Below are 17,672 nucleotides of genomic sequence, written 5' to 3'. Positions count from 1 at the left end.
AGATGGTTCGCGCAGTGCTGCCGGAAGATTCCGCAACGGAAATCTCCGAATTGATCGACGAATTGATCTCGCTATTCTTCGAGTCTTTACCGCGGCGGGACCAGCGAAACTGGGCCCGCGTTTATCTCAATGGTCTGGTGCGGACCAGCGGGAAGAAAACGATCCGCAACATCGCCGGAACGGGGGCCAGTTCCGTCGAACAGAGCCTCCAGCAGTTCATCAGCAAATCCCCGTGGGACTGGACCCCGGTACGCCGGTCCCTCGCCCAGCACCTCGAACGCACCGCGCAGCGCCCGCTGGCCTGGGTGGTCCAGTCCATGGTCATCGAGAAGGCCGGCGACCGGTCCGTCGGCGTCGGCCGGCAGTTCGTGCCCCAGCTCGGCCGCACCGCCAACTGCCAGCAGGCCGGGGGGATCTGGCTCGCCTCCAGCGAGGCCAGCTTCCCCGTCGAATGGACCCTCACCCTGCCCGGCCCCTGGACCAGCGAGCTGCTGCGCCGCCGCCGGGCCGGCATCCCCGACACGGCACGCTCGCAGACACCCGCGCTGGACGCCGTGCACGCCGTCCAGCGCATGGCCGCGACCTGGCAGCTCCAGCGCCGCCCGGTCGTCATGGAGGTCTCCAACACCGACCTCCCCCAGGTCCTGGAGGCCTTCGCGCTCCAGGACATCCCCTTCGTCCTCAAGGTCGACGGCTCCCTGCCCGTCTCCTTCGGCGGTGCGGGCCGCCACAAGCCCGGCCCCTACACCGCGCCCGCCCGCGAGCTGATCGACTCGCTGCGCTCCCAGCGCCGCGTCGTCGAATGGACCCGGCACGGCCGGTCCGAGGGAGCGGTCACCCTGCTCACCTCGGCCCACATCCTCGCCACCCCCGCCGAGGACCGGCCCGCGCCCGCCCCGCCCGCCCCCCTGCTCCTGATGGGCGCCTGGACCGAGGCCTCCCTGCTGCCCTCCGAGTTCTGGATCACCAACATCGGGGACCGGCCGCTCGCCCAGCTCTTCCTGCTCGCCAAGCTCACCGACCGGGTCGCCCTGGACTTCACCGAGACCTGCGAACCCGTCGGCATCCGCGACTTCGAGGGCCGCTCCTTCCGCGGCTGGCACCACCACGCCACCCTCGCCAGCGTCGCCCACGCGGCCCGGCTCCTCGGCACCGGCGAGCGGACCCCCGACCCGGTGTCCCTCGCCTCGCCCGCCCGCTACCCGGGCGGACGCGCCCCCGGCCGGCCACCCGCCGTCCTGCCGCCGCGCCCCCTGATCCCCGGCCAGTCCGCGCGCCGCGCGTACATCCGCTGATGCTCGACATCGCCGCATCGCTGCGCGGCTGGTGCGCCGAGCGCCGCGAGTTCGCGCTGGCCACCGTGGTCGCCGTCAGCGGCAGCGCGCCGCGGGGGCCGGGCGCCTCCCTGGCCGTGGACGCCGGCGGCACCGCGCTCGGCTCCCTCTCCGGGGGCTGCGTGGAGTCCGCCGTCCACGAGCTCTGCCTGGACGCCATCGCCTCGGGCCGCGGCGGCGTCCACCGTTTCGGCTACAGCGACGACGACGCCTTCGCGGTGGGGCTGACCTGCGGCGGGGTCCTGGACGTGCTGGTCACCCCGGTGCGCGGCCAGGACCCCGTCCGGCCCGTCCTCGGCTCGGTGCTCGACGCCGCCGCCGGCGGGGGCCGGGCCGCGCTGGCCCGGGTGGTCTCCGGACCGCCCGGCCAGCTCGGCCGGGCCCTGGCCGTCCACGCCGACGGCTCCTGGGAGGGCGGGCTCAGCGGCGGCGCCGCACTCGACCGGGCCGCCGCCGACCGGGTCCGGGCGCTGCTGCTCGCCGGGCGCACCGGCACCGCGGAGATGGGCACCGCCGGCGGGTTGTGCGGCGAGCCCCTCACCCTGCTGGTGGAATCCGCCGCCGCACCGCCCCGGATGATCGTCTACGGGGCCGTCGACTTCGCCTCCGCCCTGGTCCGGATGGGGGCCTTCCTCGGGCACCGGGTCACCGTCTGCGACGCCCGGCCCGTCTTCGCGACCCCCGAGCGCTTTCCCGGCGCCGACGAGGTGGTCGTCGACTGGCCGCACCGGCACCTGGCCGCGGAACGCGACGCCGGGCGCCTGGACAGCCGTACGGCCGTGTGCGTCCTGACCCACGACGCCAAGTTCGACGTACCCGTCCTCACCCTGGCGCTGCGGCTCCCGCTCGCCTACGTGGGGGCCATGGGCTCGCGCCGCACCCACGCCGAGCGGACCGAACGGCTGCGGGCCGAGGGGGTGACCGACGCCGAGCTGGCCCGGCTCAGATCGCCCATCGGCCTCGACCTGGGAGGACGCACCCCCGAGGAGACGGCCGTCGCCATCGCCGCCGAGCTCACCGCCGTCCGCCACGGGGCCACCGCGACCCCGCTGACCGGCGGCCGGAGCCCCCTGCACCGCCCTTTCGGGACCCCCGCCTCGTAGGAAGCGACCACGCGGCCCGGGATGTCCTGGACGATCGGCCCGGGCCGTGTGAACGCCGGGCCGTGGGAGAATGAAGTACGTGCGTTTCCTCGGCTGCCTTCTGTCGAGGTACCTCCGATCGACTGGGATGTTCAGCACGTGCGTTTCCTCAATGACCTGAAGCCGCCGTACGACCTGACGTACGACGATGTGTTCATGGTGCCGAGCCGCTCCGCGGTCGGCTCCCGCCAGGGCGTGGACCTCTCCTCGCCCGACGGCACCGGCACCACCATTCCGCTCGTGGTGGCCAACATGACCGCCATCGCGGGCCGGCGCATGGCCGAGACCGTCGCCCGCCGCGGTGGAATCGTCGTCATCCCGCAGGACATCCCGATCGAGGTCGTCACCGACGTCATCTCCTGGGTCAAGACCCGCCACCTCGTGCTCGACACCCCGATCACGCTGGCGCCCACCCAGACCGTCGCCGACGCGCTGTCCCTGCTGCCCAAGCGCGCCCACGGCGCCGGCGTCGTCGTCGACGCCGACCACCGCCCCGTCGGCGTGGTCACCGACCACGACCTCACCGGCGTGGACCGCTTCACCCAGCTCTCCGAGGTCATGTCGAAGGAGCTCCTGCTCATCGACGCCGACATCGACCCCCGCGAGGCCTTCAACCAGCTTGACGCGGGCCACCGCAAGCTGGCCCCGGCCGTCGACAAGGACGGCAGGCTCGTCGGCATCCTGACCCGCAAGGGCGCCCTGCGCGCGACCCTGTACAGCCCGGCCACCGACGCCGACGGCAAGCTGCGCATCGCCGCCGCCGTCGGCATCAACGGCGACTTCGTGGGCAAGGCCAAGCAGCTCCTCGACGCAGGCGTGGACACGCTCGTCATCGACACGGCCCACGGCCACCAGGAGTCGATGATCAACGCGATCAAGGCCGTCCGCGCGCTGGACCCGAAGGTCCCGATCGTGGCCGGCAACATCGTCGCCGCCGAGGGCGTCAAGGACCTCGTCGACGCCGGCGCCGACATCATCAAGGTCGGCGTGGGCCCCGGCGCCATGTGCACCACCCGCATGATGACCGGCGTGGGCCGTCCGCAGTTCTCCGCGGTGCTGGAGTGCGCCGCCGAGGCGAAGAAGTACGGCAAGCACGTCTGGGCCGACGGCGGCGTCCGCCACCCGCGCGACGTGGCCATGGCCCTCGCGGCCGGCGCCTCCAACGTGATGATCGGCTCCTGGTTCGCCGGCACGTACGAGTCCCCGGGCGACCTCCAGCAGTCGGCCGAGGGCCGCCTGTACAAGGAGTCCTTCGGCATGGCCTCCGCCCGCGCCGTGCGCAACCGCACCTCGGAGGAGTCGGCCTACGACCGCGCCCGCAAGGCGCTGTTCGAGGAGGGCATCTCCACCTCCCGCATGTTCCTCGACCCGCAGCGCCCGGGCGTCGAGGACCTGATCGACTCGATCATCGCCGGTGTCCGCTCCTCCTGCACCTACGCGGGCGCGGCCTCCCTGGCCGAGTTCGAGGAGAAGGCCGTCGTCGGCATCCAGTCCGCCGCCGGCTACGCGGAGGGCAAGCCGCTCCACGCCAGCTGGAGCTAGTCCTCCCGGGCCCGCGACGACGCCCCGCCCCCCGCCGGACCGGCAGGGGGGCGGGGCGTCGTCGTGTGCACGCCCGCCCGGTACTTGGGGATCCGGACCGTGATCTTCATGCCGGCGCCCACGCCCGTCTCGACGACCAGGCCGTAGTCGTCCCCGTACACCTGCCGCATCCGCTCGTCCACGTTCGGCAGCCCGATGCCCGGGGAGGACCCCGGCTGGTCCCCGGCCAGGATCCGGCGCAGCCGGGCCGGGTCCATGCCCACCCCGTTGTCCTCGATCGTCAGCACCGCCTCCGCGCCCGCGTCCCGGGCCGCGATGGTGATCCGGCACTCCCCGGCGGAGTCCTCCACCCCGTGCTTGACGGCGTTCTCCACCAGCGGCTGGAGGCACAGGAACGGCAGCGCCACCGGCAGCACCTCCGGCGCCACCTGCAAGGTCACCTTCAGCCGGTCCCCGAACCGGGCCCCGGCCAGGGCCAGATAGCGCTCGATCGAACGCAGCTCCTCCGCCAGCGTGGTGAACTCCCCGTGCCGGCGGAAGGAGTAGCGGGTGAAGTCCGCGAACTCCAGCAGCAGCTCCCGCGCCCGCTCCGGATCGGTCCGCACGAAAGAGGCGATCGCCGCGAGGGAGTTGAAGATGAAGTGCGGGGAGATCTGCGCCCGCAGGGCCTTGATCTCCGCCTCCATCAGCCGGGTCCGCGCCCGGTCCAGCTCCGACAGCTCCAGCTGTACGGAGACCCAGCGCGCCACCTCCGTCGCCGCCCGCACCAGCACCGCCGACTCCCGCGAACCGTAGGCGACCAGCGCCCCCAGCAGCCCGTCCTCACCCGTCAGCGGGGCGAACACCGCCCACTTCAGGGGGCAGCCCGGCCGCTGGCACTCCGTCCGCACGCTCTGGCTGCGCCCCGACTCCAGCATCACCGCCACCCGGGCCATCGCCCGCCGCTGGTGGTGGTCGGCGCCCGGGCCGTCCCAGGCCAGCACCGCCTCGCGGTCCGTCAGGCACAGTGCCTCCGTGCCCAGCAGCGAACGCAGCCGCCGGGCGGCCTTGCGGGCCGCGTCCTGGGTCAGCCCGGCGCGCAGCGGGGGAGCGGCGAGCGAGGCGGTGTGCAGGGTGTGGAACGTCGCCCGCTCCACCGGGGTCCCCAGGTCCAGCCCGGCCGCCCGCTCCCCGCGCCGGGCGTGCCGGTGGCCGCCCGCCCAGCCCAGCGCCAGCAGCAGGAGCGCCCCCGTCACCACGAGCACCCCGAGCGCCGCCCCGGTCACCACGCGCTCCGCCCGGCGGCCCGCGCCCCGGCCACGTCCTCGGGCAGGTGCAGCCGCGCCAGCGCCGCCGTTGTCCCGGCCGGCACTCGGGACCGGGTGGCCAGCGACACCAGCACCATCGTCAGGAACCCCAGCGGCACGGACCACACCGCCGGCCAGGCCAGCAGTGCGTGTGCCCACCCTGCCGGAACCCGCCCGCTGCGGGTGGCCACCACCGCGCCCAGCGCCGCCCCGCCGCCGGTGAGCAGCCCGGCCACCGCGCCCGGCGGAGTCAGCCCGCGCCACCAGATGCCGAGCACCAGCAGGGGGCAGAACGAGGACGCCGACACCGCGAAGGCCAGCCCGACCGCGTCCGCGACCGGCACCCTCGCGGTGACGAATCCGCCCGCCAGCGGCACCGCCATGGCCACCGCCACGGCCAGCCGGAAGCTGCCCACCCCGCGCCGGGGCAGCACGTCCTGGTGCAGCACCCCCGCCACCGCCATGGTCAGCCCCGAGGCCGTCGACAGGAACGCCGCGAAGGCGCCCCCGGCCAGCAGCGCCCCCAGCAGGTCCCCGAGCAGCCCGCCCAGCATCCGCTCCGGCAGCACCAGCACCGCGGCGTCCGCGCCCCCGGTCAGCGCCAGCTCGGGCGCGTAGATCCGGCCCAGGGTCCCGTACACCTGCGGCAGCAGGTAGAAGACCCCGAGCAGGCCCAGGACCACCAGGGTGGTGCGGCGGGCGGCCCGGCCGTCGGGGCTCGTGTAGAAGCGCACCGCGACGTGCGGCAGCCCCATGGTCCCGAGGAAGGTGGCCAGGATCAGCCCGTACGTGGCGTACAGCCGGTGCCCGCGGTCTCCCCCGGGCTGCGACCATCCCGGCGTGTCACTGACGGTCCCGGCACGGGAGTCCGGGACGGCCGAGCCGGCGGCGAACTCCAGCCGGGTGCGGGCCTGGACGGAATGCCGGCCGGCCGTCAGCGTCAGCGGGGCGTCCCGGTAGGCACGCCCGTCCACCCGGCCCGTCACCTTCAGCTCCAGCGGCTCGCGCACCGACAGCCGGACGTCCTTCGCGAGGGTGACGGCGGTGTGCTCGCGGAAGACGGCCGGGGCGTCGAAGGAGGCCCGTGGCGCGCCGTCCGCCGTCCAGGCGGCGATCAGGAAGAAGGCCGGCACCAGCAGGGCGGTGAGTTTGAGCCAGTACTGGAAGGCCTGCACGAAGGTGATGCTGCGCATCCCGCCCGCCGCCACGGCCGCCGTGACCACACCGGCGACGACCAGCCCGCCCACCCACTGCGGGGCCCCGGTCAGCACCTCCAGCGTCAGCCCGGCCCCCTGGAGCTGGGGCAGCAGGTACAGCCAGCCGACGCCGAGCACGAACAGCACCGCGATCCGTCGCACCGCCCGGGACCGGAGCCGGTCCTCGGCGAAGTCCGGCAGCGTGTACGCGCCCGAGCGGCGCAGCGGCGCCGCGACGAACACCAGCAGGACCAGGTACCCGGCGGTGTACCCGACGGGGTACCAGAGCATCTCCGGCCCCTGGAGCAGCACCAGCCCGGCGACCCCGAGGAAGGAGGCGGCGGAGAGGTACTCCCCGCCGATGGCGGCCGCGTTCAGCCGCGGGCCGACGGTGCGCGAGGCGACGTAGAAGTCGGAGGTGGTCCGCGATATCCGCAGCCCGAGCGCGCCGACCAGCACCGTGACCAGGACGACGACGGTGACCGCGGTCAGCGCGTACGTCCGGTTCAACAGGGGTCCTTCGGCCGGGGCGGGGATCCTGGGAGTCTACGCAGGCGCCGCCCCCCGGAACAGGCGTGTTCCGGCCCCTGACCCGGCCGGGGACGCGGCGTCAGAACGCCGGGTCGCGGTGTTCCGCGCAGTCGCGCAGGGCGATCTCCAGCTCCACGTACGACTCCTCGGCCCGCCGGAAGGCCAGCGTCAGGGCCGCCTCCGCGCTCGGCGACAGCTGCTCGCGGGTCCCCTCGCGGGCCTCGTACAGCACCTCCGCCCAGCGGGCGGCCGCGCTCCGCAGCCTGGCCAGCAGCGCCTCGGCCTCCGCGGGCCCGGAGGCCCGGGTGCGGGGCAGTCCGGTCAGCGCCTCCAGCAGCGCCTCGATCTCGGACATCTGGTTCCTCCCGGGGCCGGAAGATCACACGATAAGGCCGCCCCGCAGGCGGCGGGCCGCCGTGTCCCGTCCCTGCGGCCGACGGGCCCGGCGGATCGCCGTACGCCCCTTCCCGAGCGACGAACGGCGCTCCGGTACGCCGGACGGTCGTACGGGAGCGGGCGCACGAGCCGGTCGCACGGACGGGCGCACGGCGCCGAGGTACCCGCCCGCCCGGGTGGCGGGAGGGTCAGCCGGTGGCCTGGCGCATCAGGAGGTCGCGGAGCTGGCGGGCGTGACGGCGGCTCACCTGGAGCTCGGCCGACCCGACCCGGACGCTCGTGGTGCCCGCGTCCACACGGAGTTCGTCGATGCGGCCCAGCGCCACCAGATGGCGCCGGTGGATGCGGACGAACCCGCGGGCCGCCCAGCGCTCCTCCAGGGTGGACAGCGGGATGCGCACCAGGTGGCTGCCCCCGTCCGTGTGCAGCCGGGCGTAGTCGCCCTGGGCCTCGACGTACGCGATGTCCGCGACGGCCACGAACCGGGTGACCCCGCCCAGTTCGACGGCGATCTGCTCGGGCGCCCGCTCGGTGGCGGCCGCCCCGGGGGCGTCCCGCCGGGCGGGGGCGGCCGGGGGAGACGCGGGGGTTGCGGCTTCCCCCGGCCCGTCCGGACCGCCGAGCAGGGCCCGGGCCCGGCGCACCGCCTCGGCCAGCCGCTCGGGCCGCACGGGCTTGAGCACGTAGTCCACCGCCTTGAGGTCGAAGGCCTGGACGGCGAAGCCCTCGTGCGCGGTGACGAACACGATCAGCGGGGGGCGCGCGAACCCGGCCAGCAGCCGGGCGATGTCCAGCCCGGTCAGCCCGGCCATCTGGATGTCCAGGAAGACCACGTCGATGGCGTCGGGCCCGTCGGGTCCGCTCTCCACCGCCCGCGTGATCCGGCGCAGCGCCTCGGTGGCGTCCGAGGCGCCCTCCGCGCTGAGCACCCGGTCGTCGGAGCGCAGCAGGTAGAGGAGTTCCTCCAGCAGGGGCTTCTCGTCGTCGACGGCCAGTACGCGCAGCATGGCCCGAGTCTAGGCACGGCGCGGGCGGCGGAGAACGGTGCGCGACCCCCGCCCGGGGGGAGGAGGGCGGGGGCCGCGCGGCCGGTGCGTGGGGGACGTGCGGGACCGGCGGCCGGTCCGGCGGGGGAGTTACGGAGCGGTGGTGATGAGCTTGCCGTCGGGGGCGACGGCGTACCAGGTGCCGCCCGCCCCCTGCCCGTTGGTGTCGCCGGGCTTCTTGTCGCCGGTGAAGGTGTAGACGGGCCAGCAGCCGACGGTCTGCTGCTTCTTGCCGTCGGGGCGGTCGAGGACCAGGTAGTTCTTCTCGACGATCCCCTCGCCGCGCTCGGCCGGCGGGACGACGGGCCACTTGGCCAGGCAGTCGCCGGTGCACTTGGAGACCATCGGCCAGGCGGTGTCGGGCTTGAAGCGGTAGACGGTCATGCCGTTGCCGTCGACGACGTGTTCGCCCAGCTTGGCGTCCTTGGCCACCGTCAGGGCCCCGGCGGCCTGCCCGGCTCCGGCGGGGGAGGCGGCGGGGGCCGCGGCCTTCGCCGCCTTCCCGCCGTCGGGGGCGAGGGCGAACCAGGTGCCGCCGACGCCCTGGCCGTTGAGGTCGCCGGCCTTGGTGTCCTTGGCGTAGCGGTAGGCGGGCCAGCCGGCCACCGTCAGCTGCTTGCTGCCGTCCTTGCGGACCACCTCGCCCAGCAGGGCCGGGTCCATGCCCGCCGCGGCGCTCGCGTCGCCGGCCGGGACCACCGGCCAGGCCTTGGCGCAGTCCCCGTCGCAGTGGGAGGCCGGCGGCTTGGCGGTGTCCTTGTCGAAGCGGTACAGGGTGAAGCCGGCGGCGTCGGTCAGTACCGGCCCGAGCCGGTCGGTGGCCGAGACCGTGAGCGCGCCTCCGGGCTTGGCGCCCGCGTCCCCGGCGGCCTTGTCGCCGGCGTAGGGGTCGGTGGCGGGAGCTGCGGCGGCGGCCCCGGCCGGCTTCGCCGCGTCGGCCTTGTAGGCCTTGTCGTCCCCGTCGCAGGCGGTCGCCGCCAGCACGACGACGACCGCGACCGCGGCCAGGGTGGTTCCGCGCTTGATGCCCATGCTGTTCTCTCCCACGTGTGGTGTCCGCCGGGTCCGGGTCCTGCCCGTCGCCGGAACCCGTCAACTCGTGCGGAACACGGTCCCGGGGGAGCGTCCTGTTCACCGGGAGCGGTGTGGGGTGTTTCACTCACCGGCCGTCGAACCCGGCCCGGCGCAGGGCCGTGACCACAGCGAGGCCCAGGGCCCGGTGCCCGGCGTCGTTGGGGTGCAGTCCGTCCGCGAGGTGCCCGGGCCCCAGCAGGTCCCGGCCCGGCAGCAGGGCGAGCCGTCCGTCCCCGGCGGTGATCCGGTCCCGGGCGGCCCGCTCCATGGCGTCGCGCAGGGCCCCGAGGGTGGCGCCGAGCCGGTTCGGGGTGCGTTCGGCGTCCGGGCGCAGCACGGGGGAGACCAGCAGCAGCGGGGTCCGGGGGTGGCCCTGTCGGACCAGGTCGAGGAAGACACGGGTGGTCTCGTACAGCAGGGATGCGGTGTAGGGGACGCGGGTCCAGCAGTTGGTGCCGAAGGCGAGGGTGAGGACGTCGGCGGGGAGGGCCGCGAGCTGCTCGGCGGTGGCCAGCTCCCCGCGCGCGGCGCCCGCGTACCCGAGGTTCACGGTGTCCCAGCCGAGCGCCCGCCCGGCGACCGCGGGCCAGCCGTGGGCGGGCCGGGTGGACCACCAGCCCTCGGTGATCGAGTCGCCGTGCACCACCCAGCGCGGGGCGGGCGGGGCGGGGGTGAGGGCTCCGCCGACCCCGCGCACCCCCAGGACCAGCGGGGACTGCGCCTCGGGCGGGTGGACGGTGTAGGGCCCGGGTCCGCCGGGCAGGCCGATGCGCACGACGGCCTCGGGGGCGGGGTCGGTGAAGACCTCGCGGACCATCCCGTGGCGGTCCCAGAGGGAGAAGGTGTGCGCGAGGTCACGCAGGGCGTCGGCCGGGCCGGGGACCGCGGCCCGGTAGTGGACCTCCACCGCGTGCGCCCCGCGGGCGAGGAACTCCAGGCGGACCCCTGTCGGCAGGGCGGCCCGCTCGCCGGTGTCCCAGGGCAGGCGCCCGGTGTCGGCCGGGTCGGCCCGTACGGGCCGGTCCCCGTCCATCCAGGCGACCCCGCGCAGGAAGGGGCCCGGGTCGAGCCAGGCCGTGGCCGTGCCGTCTGCGTCCATGACGGCACGCTGCGGCAATTCTGACGGACTGTCAAGGAAGGAGATCGGGGGAGGCCGCGCACTGATCGAACATCCGCGTGCAACAAAGGACCATCCAGGACAGATCCGCGCAACGATCGTGCGCCAATGTGCAAGGATGGTGCATTACGGGCGGTATCACTCAGCTCGTAGGCTCACCCCCTGTACGTGGAGTGGCGCGGACCGCCTGCTCGGCGGTCCTCTCATGCCCGGACGGGCCCCCACCCGTCTGACAACTGCTCCGGACCGCTGCGGTCGACGCCTGACCCGTCCCCATCCCGCAGTGTCAAAGGAGTCCCCTCGTGCTCGATCAGGGCCAGGCACCCCCGCTCTCCCAGGAGACGCGCAAGCCCGTGAACCCGCTCATGCGGCGCAAGCCGGTCGAGCGGCTCGTCTCCGAGGGCGGGCAGGGTGAGGGCGGCACGCTGCGCCGCTCGCTCACCATGTGGCAGCTGACCATGATCAGCATCGGTGCCACGCTGGGCACCGGCATCTTCGTCGTCCTCGGCACCGCCGCCCCCAAGGCCGGCCCCGCCGTGACGATCTCCTTCATCCTCGCGGGCCTCACCGCCCTGTTCTCGGCCCTCTCCTACGCCGAGCTGGCCGGCTCCGTCCCGGTCTCCGGCTCCTCGTACTCCTACGCGTACGCCACCATGGGCGAGCTCATCGCCTGGATCTGCGGCTGGTGCCTGGTCCTGGAGTACGCCGTCTCCGTCGCGGCCGTCGCCGTCGGCTGGGGCCAGTACCTCAACGAGTTCCTCGACGGCACCATAGGCGTCACCGTCCCCGAGGCGGTCTCCGCGCCGCTGGGCGACGGCGGGTTCATCAACCTCCCGGCCCTGATCGTCGTCCTGCTCTCCATGGTCTTCCTGATGCGCGGCGCCAAGGAGAGCGCCACCGTCAACTCGATCATGGTCGCGGTGAAGATCGTCACCCTGCTGCTCTTCATCGGCATCGGCGTCATGGGCATCAAGGCCGGCAACTACACCCCGCTCGCCCCGCTGGGCATGAGCGGCATCGCCGCCGGCGCCTCCACCCTCTTCTTCTCCTACATCGGCTTCGACGCCGCCTCCACCGCCGGTGAGGAGGCCAAGGACCCGAAGAAGGACCTGCCGCGCGCGATCATGCTCTCGCTGGGCATCGTCACCGTCCTCTACGTCCTCGTCGCCTTCGTCGCCGTCGGCGCCATGCCGTGGAAGGACTTCGAGGGCACCGAGGCCGCGCTGGCCCAGATCATGACCGACGTCACCGGCACCAGCGTCTGGGGCGTCGTCCTCGCCGCCGGCGCCATCGTCGCGATCTTCTCCGTCGTCTTCGCCGTCCTCTACGGCCAGACCCGCATCCTCTTCGCCATGTCCCGCGACGGGCTCGTCCCCAAGGTCTTCGCCAAGGTCGACGAGAAGACCGGCGCTCCCCGCGCCAACGTGGTCATCGTCTCCCTCTTCTGCGGCGTCCTCGCGGCCTTCATCCCGCTCGGCAAGCTCGCCGACGCCACCAGCATCGGCACCCTCTTCGCCTTCGGCCTGGTCAACGTCGCCGTGATCATCCTGCGCCGCACCAAGCCCGACATGCCCCGCACCTTCAAGGTGGCGCTCTTCCCGGTCACCCCCATCCTGGGCGCCGTCGCCTGCGGCTACATGATGTTCGAGCTCGATGCCGCCACCTGGATGGTCTTCGGTGGCTGGATGATCGTGGGCCTCGTGGTCTACTTCCTGTACGGCATCCGCCGCTCCCGTCTGGCCACGGAAGAAGAAGTGGCCACAGCAGAGAAGTGATCCATCCTCAGTGCGACTGAACGATCTCGACGAACGCATCGTGCACGCCCTCGCCGAGGACGCCCGCCGCTCCTACGCCGACATCGGCTCCGAGGTCGGCCTCTCCGCACCCGCCGTCAAGCGGCGCGTGGACCGGCTGCGCGCCGAAGGCGCCATCACCGGGTTCACCGTCCGCGTCGACCCGGCGGCCATGGGCTGGGAGACCGAGGGCTTCATCGAGATCTACTGCCGCCACAACACCTCGCCGGACGACATCCGGCGGGGGCTGGAGCGGTACCCCGAGGTGGTGTCCGCGTCGACCGTCACCGGCGACGCGGACGCCCTCGTCCAGGTCTTCGCCTCCGACATGCGCCACTTCGAGCGGGTCCTGGAGCGCATCGCGGGCGAACCCTTCGTGGAGCGGACCAAATCCGTCCTCGTCCTGTCGCCCCTCCTGCGCCGCTTCACCTCGGGCGCACCCGCGTAGGCCGACACCCCGACGCCCCCGCCGGACCATCCGGCGGGGGTGTCGTCGTGCGGAGGGGGAGAGGGCGGCGGGACTGTCACGGAGACGGCCGCGGCGCTGTCACAGGCGCGTGCCACCATCGGCCGCATGAAGATCCAGATCCCGCTGCCGGCCGACCCGCACACCTCGACCGTCTACACCGACTGGGCCCGTGCCCACGACCCCGCGGCCGAGCCCGCGGCCGTCGAGCTGTTCGACGAGGTCGGGAGCACCATCCACCGGGCCTACGAGAAGCCCGGCCGGTTCGTGGACGGGCTGGAGCGGCGGGTCCGGGGACTGGACCCCGCCCACCTGCCCTGGTTCTGGGACACCGTCGGCCACAAGCTCATCTCCTGGCACCTGCGCTCCGCCGCCCGGGCCTACGCCCTGGCCCGCAAGGCCGAGCGCACCCACGGGCTGCCCGTCGACCCCGACTGGCAGCACGCCAACCTGCTGCTCTTCGCCCGCGCCGGCGCACTGCCCGCCACCGAGCTGAGCGGCCACCAGGCCCGGCTGGCCGCCTCCCTGGAGCCCGCCGCCGCGCACGAGGAGTACGTACGCGTCCTGCGGGCCTGGTCCGCCTCGCCCGGCGAGCTCCCCGCCGACCTGGCCCGCCGCGTCCGGCTGTCCGCCCGCGCCGCCGGGCTCGGCACCGCCGAGGAGGCCCGCGTCCTGGGCCTCGTCCTGGCCGAAGCCCGGCACAAGGAGGTCCCCGACCGGCTGCTGGACGCGGCCACCCCGCTGCTGACCACCCACCCCCCGGCCGACGACACCGCCCTCGCGCTCCTCGACCTCTTCCCCGAAAGCCGCGGCGACGCCTCCTCCTGGCTGCGGCTGCTCCTCGCCTGCGGCGCCGCCGACGCCGCCGCGGCCGGCCGGATCGTCCCCGAGGGCGGCCTGCCCGGCTGGTTCGCCCGGTACACCCACCGCTTCGGCCACGGCCGTTCCGGCGGCGGGGTCATGCGCCAGCCCATGCCCGCCGAGCTCTTCGGCCTCCTCATCCGCTGGGCCCCCCGGCTGCGCGCCGCCGGAACCCCCCTGCGCCTGCACGAGGACCGCTACCGCCACCCCGGACTGGACGCCGACCTGCTCGACGCCTGCCTCGCCGAGGGCATCCCCGTCGAGGACCCCGGAACCGCCGTGGAACTGGTCTTCTGGGACGCGCGCTCGCGCCGCGACCTCAAGGCCCTCGCCGCCGACCCCCTCTTCGGCCCCCGCCTGGAGGGCACCGTCCACGCCGCCCTGCGCCGGACCGGCACGGCCATCACCCGCCTCCCCGGCAACGCCGGCATCGCCGCCGAGGTCCACGGCCGCGTCGAGAGCCTGCTCGGTGCCCTGCGCGGCGGCGGCCTCGCCGCGGCCGACGAGGCCGTCGACGAGCTCGCCGAGCTCCTCGACCGGCCGACCGCCCTCGCCCTCGACGGCATCGAGGAGGCCCTCGCCGCACTGGACCTCACCGGCCCGCTCGGCCGCGCCCTGCGCGCCGGCCTCCCCGAGGAGTGGGCCTGGCCCGCTCTGGAGCGGGCCGTCGAGGACCTCGGCGGGCCCGACGCGGTCACCGGGGTCACCTGCACCTGGCCCGTCCTGACCGTCTACGGCCCGGACCGGGCCGTCGCCGTCGACCACGCCGGGACCCGCGGCTCCTGCGCCTTCCGGCTCCCGGACGGGGCGACCCACCACACCGCCCACTGGGTCGGCGGCTCCTTCCTGATCGGGTTCGCCACCACCCCCAAGGCCTCCTTCGGAACCCACGCCTTCTGGGCCGACCACCCCGAGGACGTCTTCGAAGCGGAGCGGCAGCTCGGCCTGCGCCGCTACGGCGGCATGATCCAGGGCGGCCTCGGCTACCAGTTCGCGACGCCCGGCGGCGGGCGCCTGGAGGAAGGCCGCGTCCTGCACCCCGGCGGCCGGGAGGGCATCGGCTCCCACGACGTCCAGATGAGCGACGGCGAGCGCTTCTGGACCACCGGCGTCCACGACGGCTGGGGCACCTGGACCCGCGTCGACCCCGCGACCGGAGCCGCCGTCCCCGGCCACGACACCCCCGCCTTCCACACCGCCGCCCCCCTCCCGCCCGGCACCGAGCACTTCGGCGACCTCCAGACCCTCGCCGCCCTCCCCGAGGGCGCCCCCGACTCCCCGCTCGGCCGCGACGGCTCCCTCGTCGGCTTCCGCGTCCTCCACCGCACCCCCCACCCCGGCCCCTCGCCCAAGGAGTTCGTCCTGGAAGGCGTCGACGGCCGCCGCGCCTCCCACCGCAGCCGCCACTGGGGCACCCGCCCCTGGGCCGTGATCCGGATGCCGCAGGGCGGCGAGGAGGCCGTGCTGGCCGGGCAGGAGACCATCCGCTGCCACGCCGCCGAGGACGGCTCCCTGCTCTGGCAGGTCCAGGGCTTCCCCGGCTCCGGCCGGCGCCGCGCCCCCGGCTTCGGGGACGGCGCGGGCCCCGTCCCGCCGCCCGCCTTCTGGCACTTCCTCACCCCGCGCTGCGAGGCCTCCTCCCGTGCCCTGCGCGCCGCACCCGACACCGCCGTACGGGCCCTGCTCGACGCCGCCGCGGCCGACGCGCCCGCGCCCGCCCTGCCCGTCGGCCCCCTCCACCCGCGGGTCGCGGACGGCGTCGCCCGGGCCGCGGCCCTCGCCGCCGACGTCCTGCGCCGGCGCCGCGAGCTGTCCCGCCGCATCGCCGTCGTCCGCTCCGGGCCGGTGGTCTCGCTGCGCACCGAGGCCCCCGACAGCGTCCTCGTCCCGGCCCTGTACGGGCTCGTCCCGGCACGCCGCCGCTACCACGACGAGCCCTCGATCCCCCCGCAGCCCGCCGTCCAGACCGCCGTCGCCGCCGACGGGCGCCACCTGCGCGGAGAGATCGACGACGAGGCCCGCGTGCTGGCCCGGCCGGCCGACCCCGAGACCTGGGAGCCGCTGGTCGGCGGGATCGGCGCCGTCGCCTGGCGGGCCCTCGCCGCCACCACCCCCGCCCACGAGCGCGAGGCGCTGGCCGCCCTGCTGGAGACCTGGAGCGGGCAGCCCTTCGCCGAGCCGGGCTCCGCCTGGCGCACCGGCCGGGCGACCGAGGAGGCCCTGTCCGCCCGCCGCGTCGCCGGGACCACCCTCGCCTCAGGGCCCGTCCGCAGCGGCACCGCCTGGTTCCTCCAACGGGCCGCCGACCCCGCGCCCGAAGGCGCCGAGGACTGCGAGGTCCGCACCATCGGGGTGGACGACGCCACCCGCCTGCCCCGGCTGCTGGAGCTGCTCGCCGAACGGGGCCCGCTGGCCGTACCCCCGGCGGCGCGGGAGGCCTTCGCCCGGCTGACCGGCGTCCGCGGCCCCGTCGCAGCCCTCGTCCTCGGCGGCTTCCCCGCCCGCGACCACTACGACCACCACCTCAAGCTGCTGGCCTCCGCCCCGTTCAAGGCGAACAAGACCCTGGCCCAGCAGTACGACGCCCTCTGCCGGAGCCTCGGCGACGCCGGGCGGCGCGCCGTCCTGGCCGCCGCGGTGCCCGAGGACCCGGCCGCGCTGTGGGAGCCGGGGGGCGTGGCGGCGGCCGCCGAACGGATGGCCGCCGTCTGGAACGGGCTCCTCGGCGCCGGCGAGCACGCCGACGAGGAGCTGGCCGCCGCCCTGGAGGCCGAGCTCGGCCTGCCCGACGCCTGGGCCCGCAGCCTGCCCGCCGGACGCGCCCCGGCCGACGCGCCCTTCGGTGAGGACGGCCTGGTCCTCGCGGGCAGCCGGACGGGCGGGATCCACCTCCACCACGCCGCGCCGGACGGCACCGCCGGGGAGTGGGTGCAGTCGGGGGAGCCCGCACACCACCGGGTGGCCTCCGTGATCGCCTGGGCGCTGACCGAGCGGCCCGTCGGGGACCCGGCCGCCCGGGGCGCCCTCGCCCTGTACGGGCGGCTGCGCGCCCGGCTGGAGGACCCCGGGACCCTCGTGCCCCTGGGCGGCTGGTTCGGGGACATGGCCGGCATCGCACGGACGGACCCGGCGTTCACCCCGTACGAGGGGGCCCTCCTGCCCTGCCCGCAGCCCGTGCGGGAGGGCGCCCCCGGCCCCTCCACCGCTCTCGACGACGGGCTGTTCGTGGTCGCCGTGCCCGGCGGGGACCTCTTCCTGCGCCCGTCCGCCCTCGCCGACCCGCAGCGGACGGAGCGGGCCGAGCGGATCGCCGCAACGGTCCGGGAGGGCCATCTGCTGACCGTCCTGCGCCGCCACCGGGAGCTCTTCGGCGGCCTGGCCCGCCTCGCCGCCCGCGCCGCCGCCACCCCGGTGCCCGAGGGCGGCTACGAGGCGAACCCCGCGCTGAGTGCCCCGGAGCTGGTAGCCGAGGTCGCCACGGCCCTCGGGACCGGTGAGGACGCGGCAGCCCTGCATCTCCAGCTCCTGGCCCTCGCCCGCCCCACCGACCGGGCCGTACGCCGCTGGAACGGCTGGACGCCCGCCCGGCACAAGGCGGCCCAGGCGGAGCTGCTGGCGACCGGCGCCGTGGTGGGCGGGAAGCGGGCCCGCGCGGGCCGGACGCTGTTCGTCCCGGGGGAGTGGACGGAGGCCAAGGCCCCCCACCTCCCCGTGGAGACGGCGAAACTGGCCGCACACGTGGCGTCCGCCTCGGGCACGACCCTCCACCTGCCCCTGCTCCGCCTCCTCGCGCCGGTTCCCCCGCACGAGCTGTTCGCCCGCGCCTGGGCGGAGCGGGGCGCGGCCACGGCGTGACGGGACACGGGGACGGAAGCCGGGCTGAGGGTC

General features: G+C 75.2%; 12 protein-coding genes. 6 read left to right on the top strand and 6 right to left on the bottom strand.

The window, feature by feature from the left end:
* Window positions 1–2 precede the first annotated feature (2 nt).
* From ACFY15_RS22680 to ACFY15_RS22670, 3 genes are all read left to right on the top strand, one after another.
* Window positions 3–1,295 carry an IS701 family transposase gene (locus ACFY15_RS22680; RefSeq protein ID WP_390688577.1) on the top strand — a complete coding sequence of 431 codons (1,293 nt, stop codon included), beginning with the start codon at window positions 3–5 and terminating at the stop codon, window positions 1,293–1,295.
* Entirely contained in the window at window positions 1,295–2,437 is a 1,143-nt protein-coding gene (locus tag ACFY15_RS22675; protein WP_390688578.1) for an XdhC family protein, read from the top strand. The genes ACFY15_RS22680 and ACFY15_RS22675 overlap by 1 nt, the downstream gene beginning before the upstream one ends.
* A gap of 138 nt (window positions 2,438–2,575) precedes the next feature.
* A complete protein-coding gene (locus ACFY15_RS22670) occupies window positions 2,576–4,018 on the top strand; it encodes a GuaB1 family IMP dehydrogenase-related protein (protein WP_390688579.1) in 1,443 nt (480 codons plus the stop codon).
* On the opposite strand, the gene ACFY15_RS22665 is transcribed toward ACFY15_RS22670, so the two are convergent.
* From ACFY15_RS22665 to ACFY15_RS22640, 6 genes are all read right to left on the bottom strand, one after another.
* Window positions 4,015–5,283: a sensor histidine kinase gene (locus tag ACFY15_RS22665; RefSeq protein ID WP_390688580.1), complete on the bottom strand. Its 1,269-nt coding sequence runs from the start codon at window positions 5,281–5,283 to the stop codon at window positions 4,015–4,017. The two genes, ACFY15_RS22670 and ACFY15_RS22665, sit on opposite strands and share 4 nt — an antisense overlap.
* Window positions 5,280–7,010 (bottom strand): cation acetate symporter, encoded by a 1,731-nt coding sequence (locus ACFY15_RS22660; RefSeq protein WP_390688581.1) that lies wholly within the window; start codon window positions 7,008–7,010, stop codon window positions 5,280–5,282. The genes ACFY15_RS22665 and ACFY15_RS22660 overlap by 4 nt, the downstream gene beginning before the upstream one ends.
* Window positions 7,011–7,110: 100 nt before the next feature.
* Window positions 7,111–7,386 carry a hypothetical protein gene (locus ACFY15_RS22655; protein ID WP_390688582.1) on the bottom strand — a complete coding sequence of 92 codons (276 nt, stop codon included), beginning with the start codon at window positions 7,384–7,386 and terminating at the stop codon, window positions 7,111–7,113.
* 229 nt (window positions 7,387–7,615) lie between these two features.
* A complete protein-coding gene (locus ACFY15_RS22650; protein WP_390688583.1) occupies window positions 7,616–8,434 on the bottom strand; it encodes a LytR/AlgR family response regulator transcription factor in 819 nt (272 codons plus the stop codon).
* A gap of 129 nt (window positions 8,435–8,563) precedes the next feature.
* A complete protein-coding gene (locus ACFY15_RS22645) occupies window positions 8,564–9,505 on the bottom strand; it encodes an SCO0930 family lipoprotein (protein WP_390688749.1) in 942 nt (313 codons plus the stop codon).
* A gap of 127 nt (window positions 9,506–9,632) precedes the next feature.
* Window positions 9,633–10,646, bottom strand: a complete 1,014-nt coding sequence (locus tag ACFY15_RS22640; RefSeq protein WP_390688584.1) for a GDSL-type esterase/lipase family protein — start codon at window positions 10,644–10,646, stop codon at window positions 9,633–9,635.
* A 320-nt stretch (window positions 10,647–10,966) separates the two neighbouring features.
* Here ACFY15_RS22640 and ACFY15_RS22635 point away from each other — a divergent pair, with 320 nt between their 5' ends.
* The 3 genes from ACFY15_RS22635 to ACFY15_RS22625 all read left to right on the top strand — a co-directional run bounded on the left by ACFY15_RS22635 (window position 10,967) and on the right by ACFY15_RS22625 (window position 17,639).
* Window positions 10,967–12,439 (top strand): amino acid permease, encoded by a 1,473-nt coding sequence (locus tag ACFY15_RS22635; protein ID WP_390688585.1) that lies wholly within the window; start codon window positions 10,967–10,969, stop codon window positions 12,437–12,439.
* A gap of 10 nt (window positions 12,440–12,449) precedes the next feature.
* On the top strand, window positions 12,450–12,905 hold the full coding sequence (locus ACFY15_RS22630; RefSeq protein WP_007262967.1) for an Lrp/AsnC family transcriptional regulator: 456 nt from the start codon (window positions 12,450–12,452) through the stop codon (window positions 12,903–12,905).
* A 126-nt stretch (window positions 12,906–13,031) separates the two neighbouring features.
* On the top strand, window positions 13,032–17,639 hold the full coding sequence (locus ACFY15_RS22625) for a hypothetical protein (protein ID WP_390825997.1): 4,608 nt from the start codon (window positions 13,032–13,034) through the stop codon (window positions 17,637–17,639).
* Window positions 17,640–17,672 lie beyond the last annotated feature (33 nt).

The organism is Streptomyces sp. NPDC001373 (genome assembly GCF_042895815.1).
In the GTDB taxonomy this organism is placed as follows: domain Bacteria; phylum Actinomycetota; class Actinomycetes; order Streptomycetales; family Streptomycetaceae; genus Streptomyces.
This window is presented reverse-complemented; position numbering and strand designations above follow the sequence as displayed.

Coding starts and splice junctions, on each gene's coding strand:
- ACFY15_RS22680 (WP_390688577.1), top strand. CDS start 3: ATGGTTCGCGCAGTGCTGCCGGAAGATTCCGCAACGGAAATCTCCGAA.
- ACFY15_RS22675 (WP_390688578.1), top strand. CDS start 1,295: ATGCTCGACATCGCCGCATCGCTGCGCGGCTGGTGCGCCGAGCGCCGC.
- ACFY15_RS22655 (WP_390688582.1), bottom strand. CDS start 7,386: ATGTCCGAGATCGAGGCGCTGCTGGAGGCGCTGACCGGACTGCCCCGC.
- ACFY15_RS22650 (WP_390688583.1), bottom strand. CDS start 8,434: ATGCTGCGCGTACTGGCCGTCGACGACGAGAAGCCCCTGCTGGAGGAA.
- ACFY15_RS22645 (WP_390688749.1), bottom strand. CDS start 9,505: ATGGGCATCAAGCGCGGAACCACCCTGGCCGCGGTCGCGGTCGTCGTC.
- ACFY15_RS22640 (WP_390688584.1), bottom strand. CDS start 10,646: ATGGACGCAGACGGCACGGCCACGGCCTGGCTCGACCCGGGCCCCTTC.
- ACFY15_RS22625 (WP_390825997.1), top strand. CDS start 13,032: ATGAAGATCCAGATCCCGCTGCCGGCCGACCCGCACACCTCGACCGTC.